Origin of the sequence: Pseudomonas migulae (assembly GCF_043225285.1) — a bacterium.
GTDB classification, from domain to species: domain Bacteria; phylum Pseudomonadota; class Gammaproteobacteria; order Pseudomonadales; family Pseudomonadaceae; genus Aquipseudomonas; species Aquipseudomonas migulae_C.
The window spans coordinates 878,372-894,381 of record NZ_CP171224.1 but is presented as its reverse complement, the minus strand read 5'-3'; the positions used below and the strand labels follow the sequence as shown (position 1 = coordinate 894,381).

The window sequence follows — 16,010 nt, the reverse complement described above, 5'->3', positions numbered from 1 at the left end:
AATTGACGTCAACTAATGGTCGGCATAATACCACTTAAGATACCGTTGGTCGCGTTTGGTATATATGTCCATACAGTCAGGAAATAAAGGTTTGGACGTTAGTTCCACAATGGAAAAAGTGTGCCGTCAGGAGGGGGTTATTTGTATCGAACTGTCGTCGACAGATATGAAATATTCAATTGCGACATGAGCGTGCTCTAGTTAGTAGAGGGGCATCATGACAATAAGAATACTAATCATCACATAGTTATCAGAAAATTAAGCCTGGCGTTCCGAATAGGTAACGAGCGTAAACGGTTTGGAATTAGCCTGCGGCTGAAACTGGCTTTGCCCGACCTGAAAGGCAAAAGCCTCGATCAGCGATGTCTGTTCGCTGTCGTCCAGGCTGAGTTGGCCAGTGTTCTGATCAATCAGTTCGAGTTGCCACGCCATTAATGTGAAGCAGTCCTTGAGTGCACTCAGCGCCTGATCGTGCAGGTCCACATGATTCTGGGCTTGGTTCAGCAGGCCATGAATGTGCAGGGAAAACTCCGAAACGGCGACGAGGGCGAGGGCATCGGCCCTGCTGGCCAGTTTGAGGAGAGTGCCCATCATGCAGTCGATGGCATCCTTGTCATTGCTGATCAATTGCAAATGACTCAGACACTCCTCCGATTTGGCCAGGAGCGTTTCAGCCTCGACGAGAAACTCCGGGAGTCGCTGAATCCACTCTTTACGGTTCGGCATGATTATCTCCACAACGTCATGTCAAATGAGGGAATGTCGTGTGTGTCGGCGAGGACGATCAGTGCTCTGGCGTTGCAGTGCCGTTGTGAGATCGCGCTTCGTCCGGCCCGGAGGCAGGCAGGGAAACTCGAGAGGGTGGATGGCCACTGACCTGCGATCGCACACAAAAGCCTGACTCCGTTCATGCAATGAGAATGGCGTCACATTAATGGCTATTAGATATTGCGAATATCAGGTTGGGCCTGATTGTTACTAGGGGATTCCCTTACGCGCGGGAACCTTGCGTGCGAACTGTTGTCGCGCGGCAGGGATTTGAAGCTGATGAATCGACGGGCGCAGTAAAGCATGATGTTAATGTGACATCAATGCCTGCGCGTGGCATTTTGTATGGGGGTCAAGGTCCGGCCAAAACAGCCGATAACCTTCTTTAGTGAATTCATCAGAACAAGCCCAGGAGTCATTGATGGCCGGCATTCTCGACACGGTAGACCAACGCACGCAACTGGTGGGTGAGAATCGCCTGGAAATTCTCATGTTCCGGCTGGCTGGCCGGCAATTGTTCGCGATCAACGTTTTCAAGGTTCAGGAAGTCTTGCAGCTGCCGAAGCTGACCCTGATGCCGCAGCGTCACCCGTTTGTTTGCGGCGTCGTCAATCTGCGTGGCCAGACATTGCCGGTCATTGACCTGTCCCAAGCCATCGGCATGCGCCCGCTGGTGCCAAGCCCGACCAGCACGATCATCGTCACCGAGTACAACCGTTCGGTGCAGGCCTTCCTGGTCGGCGGCGTGGACCGTATCGTCAACATGAACTGGGAAGCCATCCTGCCACCGCCGACCAGCGCCGGCCGCCAGCATTACCTGACGGCCATCAGTAAGGTCGACGATCAACTGGTGGAAATCATTGACGTCGAGAAAGTCCTGGCGGAAATCGTCCCGTACAACGCCAAGGTGTCTCGCGAGAAACTCGACGACCCGGTCCTGGAGCGCGCCCGTGGCCGCGAAGTGCTGCTGGTGGACGACTCCAACGTAGCGCTCTCGCAACTGCGCGACACCCTCGGGCAGTTGGGCGTGAAAATGCACATTGCCAGTGATGGCCTGAAAGCACTAAACATGCTCAAGAACTGGGCCGACACTGGCGTCAACATGACCGACAAGCTGTTGATGGTCTTCACCGACGCGGAAATGCCGGAAATGGACGGCTACCGCCTGACCACCGAGATCCGCAACGACCCACGCCTGCGCGGCCTCTACGTGGTGCTGCACACGTCGCTGTCGGGTAGTTTCAACGATTCGATGGTCAAGAAGGTCGGCTGCGACAACTTCCTCTCCAAGTTCCAGCCGGACAAACTGGTCGACGTGGTGCGCCAGCGCCTGATGCTCGACGAAGTGCCAGCCTGATTCACGGGTTACCTGTAGGAGCGAGCCTGCTCGCGATGGTCTTGAATGCGCCGCGTCTAGTCGGAGAGTGTGCGTCATCGTTAACGACCATCGCGAGCAGGCTCGCTCCTACAGGTAGGCATGTTGGCCTTTGATTCGGCGATCAAGCTCGTATAGGGTGACGTTTTTTGCCCACCAGGGAGCTGGCCATGCTGCGTCTGAGCGCGCTTTATCGTTTTCCGTTGAAATCCGGCAAGGGCGAGTCCCTGCAGCAGGTCAGCCTCGACAAACTGGGGTTGGACGGTGATCGACGCTGGATGCTGGTGGACGAGGCCAGCGGGCGTTTCCTGACCCAGCGTGCGGTCGCACAGATGAGCCAGTTGTCGGCGTTATGGAACGCCCGCGGTGGCTTGACCCTCAGCGCTCCCGGCCACTCGCCGATCGATATTGCCTTGCCCGCCAGCGACGCTGAACTGCGCGGTGTGACCATCTGGCGCGACACCTTGCGTGTCCCCGATGCGAGTAACGAGGCCGCGGCCTGGGTCAGTGAATTCATCGGCAAGCCAACGCGCCTCGTGCAAGTGCCGCTGGATCGCGCGCGCACCACTCAGGCCGGTTACGGCAAGGACGACGATCAGGTGGCTTTTGCCGATGGTTTCCCGTTGTTGCTGATCGGGCAGGCGTCTCTGGAAGACTTGTCGCGCAAGGTCGGGCGTTCGCTGGAAATGCTGCGCTTCCGGCCGAATCTGGTGATCGAGGGCAGTGAGGCCTATGCCGAAGATGGCTGGAAGCGTATCCGCATCGGCGATGTCGAGTTTCGTGTGGTCAAGCCGTGTTCGCGTTGCATCCTGACCACCATCGACCCGCAAACCGGCGTGCGCAGTGATGATCGTGAGCCGCTGGCGACCCTACAGAAATACCGGGCCCAGGAAGACGGCGCGATGTTTGGCCAGAATCTGGTCAACGATGGCAATGGCCAGCTCGAAGTGGGCATGCCGGTCACGGTCCTGGAGTAAGCGACCCTGAATGAAAAATGCCCGTGTCCAAGGACACGGGCATTTTTTTTGCGCTGTGAAACCCGGGGGGTTAGCCGCGGTATTCGCACAGGTAAGCGGTGTCGACGGCCACTTTCAGCTGGAATTTGCTGTTGGCTGGCACGTTGAACTGGCTGCCGGCGGCGAAGGTTTCCCAGTCGGAGCTGTCCGGCAGCTTGACGGTCAGGGCGCCGGAAACCACGTGCATGATTTCACGCTGGCTGGTGCCGAATTCGTATTCGCCCGGAGCCATGACGCCGATGGTCGCGGGACCTTCAGCGGTGCCAAAGGCGATCGACTTGACGGTGCCGTCGAAGTACTCGTTGACTTTAAACATGGGCGATTCCTCGAAAAGGGCTAAAAAGGGCCGGCCAGTATGCACAAGGCTCCGGGCGACGTCACCTCTCTAGAGGGGCAGAATCAGCGGCAACAGACGCGCTGTATTGCGCGCATCCTCCAGCGCCCGGTGCTGCTGGCCACTGAACTGCATGCCCGCCAGTTGCAGCGCGCCGTTGAGCCCCAGCGGACGTTCCAGGCGTCGGGCCTTGGCGAAGCGCTGCTTGAGGTTCATGTGCGGCACGCGGCTCAGCTGGCTGTCGAGTTGCAGACGCTCCCATTCCTGAATCAGTTGCTTGCGGTCGTAATCGCCCCAACTCGCCCAGCCTTCCAGTCGGGAATGGTGCTGGCCGAGCCAGCGCTCGAAGGCCGGCCAGACGTCGGTCAGCGGTTGTGCGCTGTCGATGTTGGCCTGGGTGATGTGAGTCAGTTCCCGGCAAAACGGCGTGAGCAGGGGGCGACGCAACGGGCGTACGAAACGCTGGAAATGATCCTGCTCGCGTCCCTGGCGGTCGACCAGGGTGGCGCCGATTTCGATGATTTCCATTTCCGTGACCGGCCAACCGCCTTCGTCGGTGGTGGCTTCCAGATCTATGACCAGCCAGTGAGGCATTGCAGGGTTCCTGGTATCCGCATCCTGATAGCGCTTGAGCGTAGCCAAACCCGGCGCATCCGCCTAGCGGGTTATTCGACCTCCAACAAAATCTGACGATTTTTTACCTGATCACCGACCCGGACCTGCAGCCGCTTGAGCACGCCATCGATGCCCGATTTCAGCGGATGCTCCATTTTCATGGCCTCCAGCACCACCAGCAGCTGCCCTTTGCTGACCGGGCTGCCTTCAGCGACCAGCACGTCGACGATCGCGCCGTCCATCGGTGCCTTGAGGGTGCCGGAGCTGACGCTGGCCAGCCCACTGATCTGCGCTTGCGTACGATCCTCCAGACGCAGGCTGCCGGGGCGGGTAAACAGCGAGAGTTGCCCAGCCGCCAGACGGTAGGCGTGACGCTGGCGGATGCCGTTGATGTCCAGGGTGGCCCAGCGCCCGTCGCACTGGATAACGCTCAGTTCGAGGGCCTGTCCGGCAACATGAATCCGGTACGGTTCGCCCGGCACCGCGTCCAATTGCACCGGCCAATCCCGATCTTCCACGCCGATGCGGTAATGCAGCGGCACACTGGCGTTGTTGCGCCAACCGGCCAGTGCGGTGGAGTGAACCTGGGCGGACGCGTAATAGAACAGCGCCGCCGCAATCGCCAGTTCCTCGATCTTGGGTTCGTGGGGATGCAGGCAAGGATGATCGGCGAAATGGGTCGGAATAAACCCGGTGCTGAACTCACCGCTGATGAACTGCGGATGTTCCAGCAGGCCGGCGAGCAAACGCTGATTGCTCGGCAGGCCCAGCAGCACGCTGTCCTGCACGGCCCGCAGCAACTTGCGGCGGGCTTCTTCACGGGTGGCGCCATGCGCAATGATCTTGCCCAGCATCGGATCGTAGAACGGGCTGACCTGCTGGCCTTCGATCAAGCCATGGTCGATGCGCACGCCGCTCTGCAAGGCCGGTTCCCAAGTGGTAATGCGCCCGGTTTGTGGCAGAAAGCCCTGGCTCGGGTCTTCGGCATACAGCCGCACCTCCATGGCGTGGCCGTTGAGTTGCACCTGTTCCTGGCGCAGCGGCAACGGCAGGCCTTCGGCGACGTGCAGCTGCCAGGCCACCAGATCCAGGCCCGTGATCAGTTCTGTCACCGGGTGTTCCACCTGCAACCGGGTGTTCATTTCCAGAAAGTAGAACTGCCCGCGCGCATCCAGCAGAAATTCAACGGTGCCGGCGCCGACGTAATTCACTGCGCGACCCGCCTTCAGCGTCGCTTCGCCCATGGCTTGGCGCAGTTCGGCGGTCATGACCGGGCAGGGCGCTTCCTCGATGACTTTCTGGTGGCGACGCTGGATCGAACAGTCACGCTCGCCGAGGTAGATCAGGTTGCCCTGCTGGTCGCCGAACAGCTGAACCTCGACGTGACGCGGATCGATCAGCGCTTGTTCGAGGATCAACTCATCGCTGCCAAACCCATTCATCGCTTCGGAGCGCGCGGTGCGAATCTGTGCCAGCAGGTTGGCGGCATCGTGCACCAGACGCATGCCGCGTCCGCCACCGCCGGCGCTGGCCTTGATCATCAGCGGAAAGCCGATGCGCTCGGCTTCGCGGCTCAGGGTTGCGTCGTCTTGTTCGGCGCCCTGATAGCCGCTGATGCACGGCACACCGGCGTCGAGCATGGCGAGTTTCGACAGGCGTTTGCTGCCCATCAACTCGATGGCGTCCGGGCTGGGCCCGATGAAGGTGATGCCGGCGTGTTGGCAGGCGCGGGCGAATTCGGCGTTTTCCGAGAGAAAGCCGTAGCCGGGGTGAATGGCGTCAGCGTTGGTGCGGCGGGCTGCATCGAGAATCGCCGGGATGTTCAGGTAAGACTGCTGCACCGGGGCCGGGCCGATGTTGACGGCTTCGTCGGCGATCTGGACATGCAGGGCATCGGCATCGGCGTCGCTGAAGATGGCGACGGTGCGGTAGCCCAGGGCTTGAGCCGTGCGCTGGATGCGGCAGGCGATTTCACCACGATTGGCGATCAGGATTTTTTTCAGGGCGGGCATTGGGTTATTCCCTTGGTGTTTGCGGTGAAGGTGATGGCCTCATCGCCGGCAAGCCGGCTCCTACAGGTTGTTCATCAGACCGTGTAGGAGCCAGCTTGCTGGCGATTTTTTTATGGCGCCCACCCCGGTTTGCGTTTTTGCACAAAGGCCATCGTGCCTTCGACGCCTTCAGCCCCGGTCACCGCTTCGCTGAACCACTCGGCCGCTTCATCCAGCAACGCGTCCGCAGGTTGCCCCGCGCTGGCCAGCAACAGTTTTTTGGTCATCGCATTCGCCCCCGGCGCACAGCACAGCACGTGAGCCAGAATTTCATCCAGACGTTCGGCCAGCGCTTGTGCATCATGCTCGACAAAATGCACCAGCCCCATACGCCGCGCCTGTGTGCCGTCGAACCGTGCCGCGGTCAGGGCCAGCCGCCGAGCCTGGGTCAAGCCGATGCGCTGAACCACAAACGGCGCGATCTGTGCCGGCAACAGGCCGAGGCTGGTTTCCGGCAGGCCGAACTGCGCCTGGTGATCCGCCAGGGCGACATCGCTGACGCACGCCAGCCCAAAACCACCGCCGAGCACCGCGCCTTGCAGCACCGTGATCACCACTTGCGGCGCGTGCTGCACTTCCTGCAGCAACGCGCCGAACGCGCGGTTCAAGTCGCGATAGGCGTTTGCGCCTTGAGCACGGGCACTGGCCATGTCCTTGATGTCGCCACCGGCGCAGAAATGCCCGCCGGCACCGCCGATGACCAGGGCACGGATGCCACGGTCATCACCCACCGCCGCCAGCACGGAGCGTAACTCCGCGACCATCTGCAGGCTCATCGCATTGCGGCTTTCCGGGCGGTTGAGGGTGATGTGCAGCACGCCGTTATGCGGTTCGAGCAACAGCGTCTGGCAAACCGGCAGGCTGTTCATTTCTTTTTCCCCGGCAGGATGCCCATGAGTTTGCAGATGATCCCCAGCATGATTTCGTCGGCACCGCCGCCGATCGAAACCAGCCGCACATCGCGGTAGGCACGGGCCACCGGGTTGTCCCACATGAAACCCATGCCGCCCCAATATTGCAGGCAACTGTCGCTGACCTCGCGGCCCAGTCGCCCGGCCTTGAGTTTGGCCATCGATGCCAGGCGCGTGACATCCTGGCCTTTGATGTATTGCTCGGTAGCCTGATAAACCAAGGCCCGCAGGCATTCGATTTCGGTTTGCAGTTCGGCCAGGCGGAAGTGGATGACCTGATTGTCGATCAGCGCACTGCCGAAGGTTTTGCGCTCCTTGCAGTACTCGATGGTGCTGTCGATGCAGTATTCCAGGCCCTTGATCATGTTCGCCGCGCCGAACAGGCGTTCCTCCTGGAACTGCAGCATCTGCATCATGAACCCCGCGCCCTCATGCCCGATGCGATTGCGTTGCGGCACGCGCACGTTGTCGAAAAACACCTGGGCGGTTTCCGAGCTGCGCATGCCGAGCTTGTCCAGGTGTGAGCTGAGGCTGATACCGGGGCTGTTCATCGGCACCATGATCAGCGACTTGTTGATGTGCGGTTTGTCGTCCGACGTGTTGGCCAGCAGGCAGATGAAGTCGGCGCTCGGTGAGTTGGTGATCCACATTTTGCTGCCGTTGATCACGTAGTCGTCGCCGTCCTTGCGCGCGGTGGTTTTCAACCCGGCCACGTCGGACCCGGCACCGACTTCGGAGACGCCGATGCAACCGACCTGTTCGCCGGTGATGGCGGGGCGCAGGAATTCTTCACGCAGCTCATCGGAACCGAATCGCGCCAGGGCCGGCGTGCACATGTCGGTCTGCACGCCGATGGACATCGGGATCCCGCCGCAGTGAATGGTGCCGAACTCTTCGGCGGCGACAATCGAGTAGCTGTAGTCGAGCCCCATGCCGCCGAATTTTTCCGGTTTGGAGATCCCCAGCAAACCGAGTTCACCGGCCTTGCGGAAGATATCGTGGATCGGAAAACGTCCGGCCTTTTCCCACTCGTCGATGTGCGGGTTGATCTCGTGATCGACGAACTGGCGAACGGTGCGGCGCAGTGCTTCGTGTTCCTGGGTGAAGATCATTTTTATTGTTCTCCTCTGGCCGGTTCAGAACCGGGCTACGCCAAAACTGTTGGTTTGCAGCGGCCGCATGTCCGCTTCATGACAGATGTCGAGCAAGTAACCGAGCAAGGTCCGGGTGTCGCGAGGGTCGATCAAGCCGTCGTCCCACAGATTGGCGCTGCCATACAGCGCGGTGGACTGGCTGTCGAGTTTCTGCGCGGTGACCTGCTCCAGCATGTCGAGCATTTTCGGGTCGGGCACCAAGCCGTCCTTGAGTTGCTTGGCCTCGGTGACGATTCGCAGCACCTTGCCGGCCTGCGCGCCACCCATCACCGCCGTGCGGCTGTTGGGCCAGGCAAAGATGAAGCGCGGATCGAGGCCGCGACCGCACATCGCGTAGTTGCCGGCGCCATAGGAGCCACCGACGACGATCGTCAGTTTCGGCACCCGGGCGTTGGCCACCGCCTGGATCATCTTGGCGCCGTGCTTGATCACGCCTTGCTGCTCCGATTCGGTGCCGACCATGAAGCCGGTGGTGTTGTGGAAGAACAACAGCGGCGTGCGGCTCTGGTCGCAGAGCTGAATGAACTGCGCCGCCTTGCTCGCGCCTTTGGGCGTGATCGGGCCGTTGTTGCCGATGAAACCACAGGCGCGGCCCTCGATCTGCAGATGGCCGCAGACCGTCTGCTGATCGAACTCGCCCTTGAATTCGAGGAAGTTCGAACCGTCGGCGATCCGCGCGATGATTTCCCGAACGTCGTAGGGTTTTTTCGGGTCATCGGGAATCAGCCCGAGCAGCTCGTCGATGGGGTAGAGCGGTGCTTCCCACGGACGTTCGGGCAACCACGGCAGCTGATCATTCCACGCCAGCAAGCGGACAATTTCTCGCACCTGACGCACGCCGTCGGCATCGTTTTCGGCGAGGTATTCAGCGGTGCCAGCGGTTTGCGCATGCATCTCGGCACCGCCCAGTTCCTCGTCGGTGGCGATTTCGCCGGTAGCCGCCTTGAGCAAGGGCGGGCCGGCGAGAAACAGTTTGGCCTTGCCGCGCACCACCACCACGTAGTCCGACAGCCCGGGCTGATACGCACCGCCCGCTGTGGCGGAGCCGTGGACCACGGTGATCTGCGGCAGCCCCATGGCCGACATCCGCGCCTGGTTGGCAAAGCTGCGTGCGCCTTCGACGAAAATCTCCGCTGCGTAATTGAGGTTCGCACCGCCGCTCTCGGCGAGGGTGATCACCGGCAGCCTGTTCTCCATCGCGATCTGTTGCAGACGCAGGGACTTTTTCAAGCCACTGGGGGAAATCGTCCCGCCCTTGATGGCGCTGTTGTTGGCGACCACCAGGACCCGGGCGCCGGACACGTAGCCGATCCCGGCGATCAAGCCACCGCCGGCCGAGCTGCCGTCCTTGTCGTCATGCAACTTATAGCCGGCCAGGCTCGCCAGTTCGAGAAACGGCGCGCCGGGGTCAAGCAACAAATTAAGGCGTTCGCGGGGCAGCAGTTGCCCGCGCTTGTCGAATTTGGGCTTGGCTTCGGCGGCCTTGTTCAGCAGGTTCTGTTCGAGCTGGCGGACGTGCTCGATCCCGGCGAGCATCGCGGCTCGATTTTGGGCGAACTGTTCGCTGAGCGGGTCGATCTGCGTCTGAATCACCGGCATGGCTTATTCCTTGTCCTTAAGCACGTCAGGTAAGTAGGCGCGGTGGAAACCGTTGTACGACTCACTGTTCGAAGCCTTGTGAATCGGCCACGCCCGCCCGCCAAGGCTGGCGGCACCGTCGATGCGCAAAGTGCTGCCACTGACAAACGCCGCCGCCGGACTGAGCAGGAACACGATCGCCGCGCTGACTTCCGATTCGGTGCCGATGCGCTTGAGCGGCACGTGTTCGCGCAAAGTCGGGATCACCGCTTTGAACGCGCCTTCGTAGGTGTCCATGCCGCTGGACGCGATCCAGCCCGGCGCTACCGCGTTGACCCGCACGCCGGCGTAACCCCATTCGAACGCGGCGGTCTTGGTCAGGTTGTCCATGCCCGAACGCGCCGCGCCCGAGTGGCCCATGCCGGGCATGCCGCCCCACATGTCAGCGAGCATGTTGACGATGGCACCGCCGTGTTTGCTCATGGACTGGTTGAACACTTCCCGGGCCATCAGGAAACCGCCCACCAGGTTGGTGCGCATCACGGTTTCGAAACCCTTCTGGTTGATCGAGGCCAGCGGCGACGGGTATTGGCCACCGGCATTGTTGACCAGCCCGTGAATCGGCCCGTATTGGCGGATCAGTTCGCTGACCAGATGCCTGACCGCTTCTTCCTCGCGGATATCGCAGGTCATCCAGTCCGCCTTGCCGCCGTCTTCGGCAATCTCGGCGGCGACGCTTTTCAGTTTGTCGGCCTTGCGCCCGATCAACAGCACATGGGCACCGAGGGCCGCCAGCTCATGGGCGGTGCAGCGTCCAATGCCGCTGCCGCCACCAGTGACGATGATGTTTTGGCCGGCAAACAGATCGGCTTTGAAAATCGAATCGTAGGCCACGGCGGCAGTCCTCTAGTTGACCTGGTCGGCGATGCGCTGAGGCACCGGAATCTGGATATCCAGCAGTTGTTGGGCGAACGCCTTGCCTTGAGGATCGATCCGCAGGCTGGCCACACCGCCTCCGCCCAGGGCGTTTTCCAGCAGAAAGTTGAGGCTGTGGCTGGCGGGCAGGTACCAGCGTTCGACGCGCCCGTGAATCGGGTCGAGCACGTGGCTCATCCAGTCGACGATCACTTCCGGGGTCAAGGCCTCGGCGATCCATGGCAGGTACTCCGGATCCCGGGCCATGACGCCGATGTTGCTGTGATTGCCCTTGTCGCCGGAACGCGCGACCGCCAGTTTGATCAGCGCCACGCTGGCGTCGGCGCGGCCTGCGGGTTTCGGTGGCTCGAACGGCACGGGCAGGTTGGCGGTGGCGAGCGAATCGAGAGCGGGCAGGGCGCACGGATGGCGTTGACCGTTGAGATCAATCTCCAGCGTGCAGGCGTTTTTGTCGATGAGGAACGAGAACAGGCGGATCAGCGGATACACCGTCGGCCGCCCGCCGACGATCCCGGTCAGGCCTGGCGCCATGCCGGTGGCGGCCTGGGCGATTTCCCGGGAGAACACGATCAATGCCTGCTTGTTCGGATGGCGCACGGCGAGTTTGATCACCACCTCGCGGCTGTCCTGGCGCTGGCCGTGAGGGCCGTATGTCGCCTCGCTGCCGAGCAGTTCGATGTTCACTTCGCTGTAGGGAGCCCAGCCGCGCTGGCTGAAGATGTCCGAGGTTTTGTTGATGATCGCTTCGCTGACCCTGCGAGCCTTGGCCACCGCATCGATCCCGGCGATCAGGCAACTGGCGGTGCAGCGGAAACCGTCCGGATACGTCGCACTGACCTTGTACTGATCGGTGGGCGGCAGGCCTTTGGCGCCGTGCACCCGGACCGCGTTCTTGCCTTGTTGCTGAAGTTTGACCTGGGTGAAATCGCAAATTACATCAGGCAGCAGATAGGCCTGCGGGTTGCCGATTTCATACAGCATTTGTTCGCCGACGGTGAGCGGCGTGACCAGGCCGCCGGAACCTGGCGGTTTGCTGACGATGAACTGGCTGTCGGCGCTGACTTCGACGATGGGGAAACCGATGTGCTCGTAGTCGGGAACATCGCGCCAGTCGGTGAAGTTGCCGCCGGTACACTGGGCGCCGCATTCGATGATGTGGCCGGCCAGGGCGGCTTGGGCGAGCTTGTCGTAATCGTGCCAGGACCAGCCGAATTCATGCACCAGCGCAGCGCTGACCACGGCGCTGTCGACCACACGCCCGGTGATGACAATGTCCGCCCCCAGGCGCAGGGCTTCGACAATCCCCGGCGCACCGAGGTAGGCGTTGGTGGACACGCACATCGACGGCAACGGCGCGCCGCTGAACATTTCGTGGAGGCCAAGGGTGCCGAGCTGTTTGAACTGCGGTTGCAAGTCATCGCCCAGCAGCACGGCGATTTTCACCGCCACCCCGGCCTTGTCGCAGGCCGCCTGCAGTGCCGCGGCGCAGGCTTGCGGATTGACGCCGCCGGCATTGCTGATGACGCGGATGTTCTGTTCGGCGAGTGTTCCCAGCAGGGGCGTGAGGACTTCGATGAAGTCGCTGGCGTAACCGGCCTGCGGATCCTTCATTCGCGCGCCGGCCATGATCGACAGGGTGATCTCGGCCAGGTAATCGAACACCAGATAGTCCAGATGCCCGCCTTCCACCAGTTGCGCGGCGGCGGTCGAGGTGTCGCCCCAGAAGGCGCTGGCGCAACCGATGCGGATCGTTTCAGGCACTGCCTTTTCCATAGCCACCTCCCACAAACGTGCGTCGAGACTACCAAGCAAGCGCTTGGTTTGTAAATGCCTCGAATATCTTCTGCCCGAGCGCTTGCTTGGTTGCGTTCGCCAGCTTAAATTGCCCGCGCAACCCCGCTGTTTTTCAGCGGTGAACTCGACTGTAGGAGAGAACGGGTGGACGAGCAAAAAGCCCTGAGGGTCATGCGAGAACTGGTCGACAGCGGCCAGTTGACCGATCCCGACAGCGCCCGCGGCAAACTGCTGCAAGTGGCGGCTCACCTGTTTCGCAATAAAGGCTTTGAGCGCACCACGGTCCGCGACCTGGCGGGCGCCGTGGGCATTCAGTCGGGCAGCATTTTCCATCACTTCAAAAGCAAGGACGAAATCCTGCGGGCGGTGATGGAAGAGACCATTCGTTACAACACCGCGTTGATGCACGCCGCACTGGCCGAGGCCGGCAACGTGCGCGAGCGTGTGCTGGCGCTGATCCGCTGTGAATTGCAGTCGATCATGGGCGGCAGCGGCGAGGCCATGGCGGTGCTGGTGTATGAATGGCGTTCGCTGTCCGAAGACGGCCAGGCAAAGGTCCTGGCGCTGCGCGACATTTACGAAGAACTCTGGTTGCAAGTGCTGGGCGAAGCCAAGGACGCCGGGTTTATCCGTGGCGATGTCTTCGTTACCCGACGTTTCCTGACCGGTGCGCTGTCCTGGACGACCACCTGGTTTCGCGCTGGAGGCAGCATGAATCTCGATCAATTGGCCGATGAGGCGTTGATTCTGGTGCTGGAAGAGAAACAATAGATTGCGCAGGCCCGGTGGAAACTGGCTAAGTAGCCGAAACCGCCTAGCTTGAATGGATTGATGCGTATTTTTATGGGGAGTGGGTTGTTTTGATGTCTTCGCCAATTCGGACGGCTTCGCGGCTTTTGCTGGCGGCGCTTGCGGCGTTGTGGGTACTGCCTTCGCCTGCTGCGTCACTGGTACGCATCGGGGCCGCACATTTCCCGCCTTATACCGTGCGCCCCGAGTCCGGTGCCGACACCGGCCTGTTGCCGCAATTGGTCGAAGCGCTTAATGCCTCGCAAAGCGACTATCAGTTTGTGCTGGTACCGACTTCCATTCCCCGACGCTTTGGTGACTTCAAGCAGGGCCGGGTGGACATGGCGATTTTCGAAAACCCGAACTGGGGCTGGAAAGACATCCCCCACACCAGTGTCGACATGGGCCTGGAAGACGCCGAGATTTTTGTCGCGCAACGACTGCCGAATCGTCAGCAGGATTATTTCGCCGACCTTACCGGCAAGCGCCTGGCCTTGTTCAGCGGCTATCACTACGAATTCGCCAACTTCAATGCCGATCCTAAAGTCCTTGCGCAAAACTACAACGCCACGCTGACCTATTCCCACGACAGCAACCTGCTGATGGTGCTGCGCGGTCGCGCCGACATTGCCCTGGTGACGCGCTCCTACCTGAGCGATTACCTGTTGCGTAACGAGAAAGTCGGCGACCAGTTGCTGGTCTCCGATCGAGTCGATCAGGTCTATCACCACTACGCCATTCTGCGCCCGGCCTCACCCATCAGTGGCGAAGCCTTCGGCAAGCTGCTGCAACGGCTGCGGGACAACGGCCAGATGCTGAAAATTTTCGATCCGTACAAGATCGCGGTGGTGCCGGTTCCGGGCAACTGAGTTGCGCGCTTCAAATCGAGTGTTTGCCGACTTCGCCTAAATTTTCCGCGCTGGCTCACGTCACATCGTTGAACTGTCGACGATTACCGTGAGCCCGACCCATGCCCGATCTGAATGACCTGACTGTCCTGACCTTGCCGACGGGCAGTCGCCTTGTTGCTGAAGAAAGCGAAAACCATCTGGCGCTGAGCCTGGACATGCAGCCGCCGATTTCCCTGCGCCTGAAGCGCGAACCGGAATGGCAAGTGCAGGTCGAGGTGCGCGTCGACACCCGCGCCGTGTGGGCCGCCAGTTACTGGCTGTTTGCTCGCAACCCGGAGTGCCAGCGCCTGACCTGGTTTCTGGAAGATGTTCCTTCGGAAGCCTTGCTCAGCGGATTGCTGATCCCTAGCGGAATTGCCGGCCAGTACCATTGCGAGCGCACGCTGTTCTGGCAATTGCCCCAACCCTGGCTGGGCACATCGCTGACCAGCGGCTATCCGCAGCAAAAGGTGATCAGCGGCGGCAAGCGTCATCCACGGCGTCCGGTGAAACCGCGAGGCGAAGTCTATCGGCGTTTCGATGCCCGGCTGGGCGCGTGGATTTCCCTGCGAACGGTGGACATTGACCAGGACCTGGCGCGGTTCAACCGCTGGCAAAACAGTGCGCGGGTCGCCAGTTTCTGGCAGGAAGAGGGCAGTCTCGAACAGCATCGCGAGTACTTGAGCAAACTCGAAGCCGATCCCCACACCGTGACGCTGATCGGCTGTTTCGACGATCAGCCGTTTGCCTACTTCGAAGCGTATTGGGCCAAGGAAGACCGGATCGCGCCGTTCTATGACGCGGATGATTATGACCGTGGCATTCACATGCTCGTCGGCGAGGAAAACCATCGCGGTCCGCACAAGGTGGCGAGCTGGTTATCGGCGTTGACGCATTATCTGTTTCTTGATGATCCGCGTACCCAACGGCTGGTCGCCGAGCCGCGTGCCGATAACGCGAAGATGATCGGTTACATGCAGGGGCAGCGGTTTTACTGCGAGAAAGAGTTCGACTTCCCGCACAAGCGCGCGGCGTTGATGGTGGTGGGGCGGGAGCGGTTTTTTGAGCGGTGTGTGTTGGCGTGACGGGTAGGGCTCAAGGTCTGTGGTGGCCTTGAGTCAGCTTTCGCGAGCAGGCTCGCTCCCACAATGGAGCGCATTCCAACTGTGGGAGCGAGCCTGCTCGCGAAAGGAGCGATAAGGTTTTCAGATCTTATCGACGGGCGAAAGTGTCCGCGCGGCTGCCCGACACTTTGCGGCAATGCACCAGCGCGTCGCGGATCATGAAGTTCACCAGGGTCGGCGAAACGCCGAGTTCCTTGGCGATGTCTTTCTGCGGCACGCCGTGCAGGCGATACATCTCGAAGGCGTAACGGGTGCGGCTCGGCAGCTCCGTCAGCGCGTCGGCGATGTTTTCCAGGGTCGAGAAATTGATGTGCGAGGTTTCCGGCGAAGCGCCTTGAATCACCACGTTCAATCCTTCCTCTTCAGGCCCCGAATACTTCTGCTCCAGCGCCTGTTTGCGGTAGTGATCGATCGCCAGGTTGCGCACGATCTGGAACAGGTAACTGAGCTGAGCCTTGATCGAGGACGTGATTTGCGGCGCCGATTGCAGGCGGAAGAACGCATCTTGAACCACATCTTCGGCACGTGACCGGCAGCCGGTAATACGGGCGGCAATCTTGACCAGGATCAGTCGATTGTCCACGAATGCCTGAAGTAGCGGTGAATCGCACCTGCTTGTGGATACTTGTTCCGTCATGGAAATCACCTTGCTGCAAATGGGGTCGGTGGGACTGC

General features: G+C 60.9%; 14 protein-coding genes and 2 pseudogenes. 5 read left to right on the top strand and 11 right to left on the bottom strand.

Annotated features, from left to right (window positions below):
• Positions 1-258: 258 nt before the first annotated feature.
• Entirely contained in the window at positions 259-726 is a 468-nt protein-coding gene (locus ACF6ZU_RS04090) for a hypothetical protein (RefSeq protein WP_392890641.1), read from the bottom strand.
• 463 nt (positions 727-1,189) lie between these two features.
• On the opposite strand from ACF6ZU_RS04090, the gene ACF6ZU_RS04085 reads away from it, so the two are divergent.
• Positions 1,190-2,125, top strand: a complete 936-nt coding sequence (locus ACF6ZU_RS04085) for a chemotaxis protein CheV (protein WP_392890640.1) — start codon at positions 1,190-1,192, stop codon at positions 2,123-2,125.
• Between the two features lie 188 nt (positions 2,126-2,313).
• Entirely contained in the window at positions 2,314-3,120 is an 807-nt protein-coding gene (locus ACF6ZU_RS04080; protein WP_392890639.1) for an MOSC domain-containing protein, read from the top strand.
• Positions 3,121-3,190: 70 nt separating this feature from the next.
• Here the strand turns inward: ACF6ZU_RS04080 and ACF6ZU_RS04075 are convergent, their stop codons facing one another.
• The 9 genes and pseudogenes from ACF6ZU_RS04075 to ACF6ZU_RS04035 all read right to left on the bottom strand — a co-directional run bounded on the left by ACF6ZU_RS04075 (position 3,191) and on the right by ACF6ZU_RS04035 (position 12,499).
• On the bottom strand, positions 3,191-3,475 hold the full coding sequence (locus tag ACF6ZU_RS04075) for a pyrimidine/purine nucleoside phosphorylase (RefSeq protein WP_007940055.1): 285 nt from the start codon (positions 3,473-3,475) through the stop codon (positions 3,191-3,193).
• Positions 3,476-3,544: 69 nt separating this feature from the next.
• On the bottom strand, positions 3,545-4,087 hold the full coding sequence (locus ACF6ZU_RS04070) for an exonuclease domain-containing protein (protein ID WP_392890638.1): 543 nt from the start codon (positions 4,085-4,087) through the stop codon (positions 3,545-3,547).
• A gap of 71 nt (positions 4,088-4,158) precedes the next feature.
• A pseudogene (locus ACF6ZU_RS04065) lies at positions 4,159-4,563 on the bottom strand (acetyl-CoA carboxylase biotin carboxyl carrier protein subunit); the annotation flags it as partial.
• A gap of 89 nt (positions 4,564-4,652) precedes the next feature.
• Positions 4,653-6,120 (bottom strand): annotated as a pseudogene (locus ACF6ZU_RS04060) (acetyl/propionyl/methylcrotonyl-CoA carboxylase subunit alpha); the annotation flags it as partial.
• A 110-nt stretch (positions 6,121-6,230) separates the two neighbouring features.
• Positions 6,231-7,028 carry an enoyl-CoA hydratase/isomerase family protein gene (locus ACF6ZU_RS04055; RefSeq protein WP_392890637.1) on the bottom strand — a complete coding sequence of 266 codons (798 nt, stop codon included), beginning with the start codon at positions 7,026-7,028 and terminating at the stop codon, positions 6,231-6,233.
• On the bottom strand, positions 7,025-8,182 hold the full coding sequence (gene atuD, locus ACF6ZU_RS04050) for a citronellyl-CoA dehydrogenase (protein WP_392890636.1): 1,158 nt from the start codon (positions 8,180-8,182) through the stop codon (positions 7,025-7,027). Before atuD ends, ACF6ZU_RS04055 begins: the two co-directional genes overlap by 4 nt.
• A gap of 24 nt (positions 8,183-8,206) precedes the next feature.
• The gene (gene atuC, locus ACF6ZU_RS04045) at positions 8,207-9,823 is read right to left on the bottom strand and encodes a geranyl-CoA carboxylase subunit beta (RefSeq protein ID WP_392890635.1); all 1,617 of its coding nucleotides are present in this window, start codon (positions 9,821-9,823) and stop codon (positions 8,207-8,209) included.
• A 3-nt stretch (positions 9,824-9,826) separates the two neighbouring features.
• Positions 9,827-10,696, bottom strand: coding sequence for an SDR family oxidoreductase (locus tag ACF6ZU_RS04040; protein ID WP_392890634.1), 870 nt, complete (start codon positions 10,694-10,696; stop codon positions 9,827-9,829).
• Between the two features lie 12 nt (positions 10,697-10,708).
• Complete coding sequence (locus ACF6ZU_RS04035) at positions 10,709-12,499, bottom strand: acyclic terpene utilization AtuA family protein (RefSeq protein WP_392890633.1); 1,791 nt, start codon at positions 12,497-12,499, stop codon at positions 10,709-10,711.
• A 177-nt stretch (positions 12,500-12,676) separates the two neighbouring features.
• Between ACF6ZU_RS04035 and ACF6ZU_RS04030 the strand changes: the two genes are divergently transcribed.
• From ACF6ZU_RS04030 to ACF6ZU_RS04020, 3 genes are all read left to right on the top strand, one after another.
• Positions 12,677-13,303 carry a TetR/AcrR family transcriptional regulator gene (locus tag ACF6ZU_RS04030; RefSeq protein ID WP_392890632.1) on the top strand — a complete coding sequence of 209 codons (627 nt, stop codon included), beginning with the start codon at positions 12,677-12,679 and terminating at the stop codon, positions 13,301-13,303.
• Positions 13,304-13,395: 92 nt separating this feature from the next.
• Entirely contained in the window at positions 13,396-14,190 is a 795-nt protein-coding gene (locus tag ACF6ZU_RS04025; RefSeq protein WP_392890631.1) for a substrate-binding periplasmic protein, read from the top strand.
• Positions 14,191-14,291: 101 nt separating this feature from the next.
• On the top strand, positions 14,292-15,296 hold the full coding sequence (locus ACF6ZU_RS04020) for a GNAT family N-acetyltransferase (RefSeq protein WP_392890630.1): 1,005 nt from the start codon (positions 14,292-14,294) through the stop codon (positions 15,294-15,296).
• Positions 15,297-15,423: 127 nt separating this feature from the next.
• Here ACF6ZU_RS04020 and ACF6ZU_RS04015 read toward each other — a convergent pair whose 3' ends face one another.
• Entirely contained in the window at positions 15,424-15,972 is a 549-nt protein-coding gene (locus tag ACF6ZU_RS04015) for an RNA polymerase factor sigma-70 (protein WP_017339972.1), read from the bottom strand.
• Between the last annotated feature and the right edge of the window lie 38 nt (positions 15,973-16,010).

What these genes read in the sequence shown, in the direction of transcription:
- ACF6ZU_RS04090 (WP_392890641.1), bottom strand. Translation starts at nt 726, where the DNA reads ATGCCGAACCGTAAAGAGTGGATTCAGCGACTCCCGGAGTTTCTCGTC.
- ACF6ZU_RS04085 (WP_392890640.1), top strand. Translation starts at nt 1,190, where the DNA reads ATGGCCGGCATTCTCGACACGGTAGACCAACGCACGCAACTGGTGGGT.
- ACF6ZU_RS04080 (WP_392890639.1), top strand. Translation starts at nt 2,314, where the DNA reads ATGCTGCGTCTGAGCGCGCTTTATCGTTTTCCGTTGAAATCCGGCAAG.
- ACF6ZU_RS04075 (WP_007940055.1), bottom strand. Translation starts at nt 3,475, where the DNA reads ATGTTTAAAGTCAACGAGTACTTCGACGGCACCGTCAAGTCGATCGCC.
- ACF6ZU_RS04070 (WP_392890638.1), bottom strand. Translation starts at nt 4,087, where the DNA reads ATGCCTCACTGGCTGGTCATAGATCTGGAAGCCACCACCGACGAAGGC.
- ACF6ZU_RS04055 (WP_392890637.1), bottom strand. Translation starts at nt 7,028, where the DNA reads ATGAACAGCCTGCCGGTTTGCCAGACGCTGTTGCTCGAACCGCATAAC.
- atuD (WP_392890636.1), bottom strand. Translation starts at nt 8,182, where the DNA reads ATGATCTTCACCCAGGAACACGAAGCACTGCGCCGCACCGTTCGCCAG.
- atuC (WP_392890635.1), bottom strand. Translation starts at nt 9,823, where the DNA reads ATGCCGGTGATTCAGACGCAGATCGACCCGCTCAGCGAACAGTTCGCC.
- ACF6ZU_RS04025 (WP_392890631.1), top strand. Translation starts at nt 13,396, where the DNA reads ATGTCTTCGCCAATTCGGACGGCTTCGCGGCTTTTGCTGGCGGCGCTT.
- ACF6ZU_RS04020 (WP_392890630.1), top strand. Translation starts at nt 14,292, where the DNA reads ATGCCCGATCTGAATGACCTGACTGTCCTGACCTTGCCGACGGGCAGT.
- ACF6ZU_RS04015 (WP_017339972.1), bottom strand. Translation starts at nt 15,972, where the DNA reads ATGACGGAACAAGTATCCACAAGCAGGTGCGATTCACCGCTACTTCAG.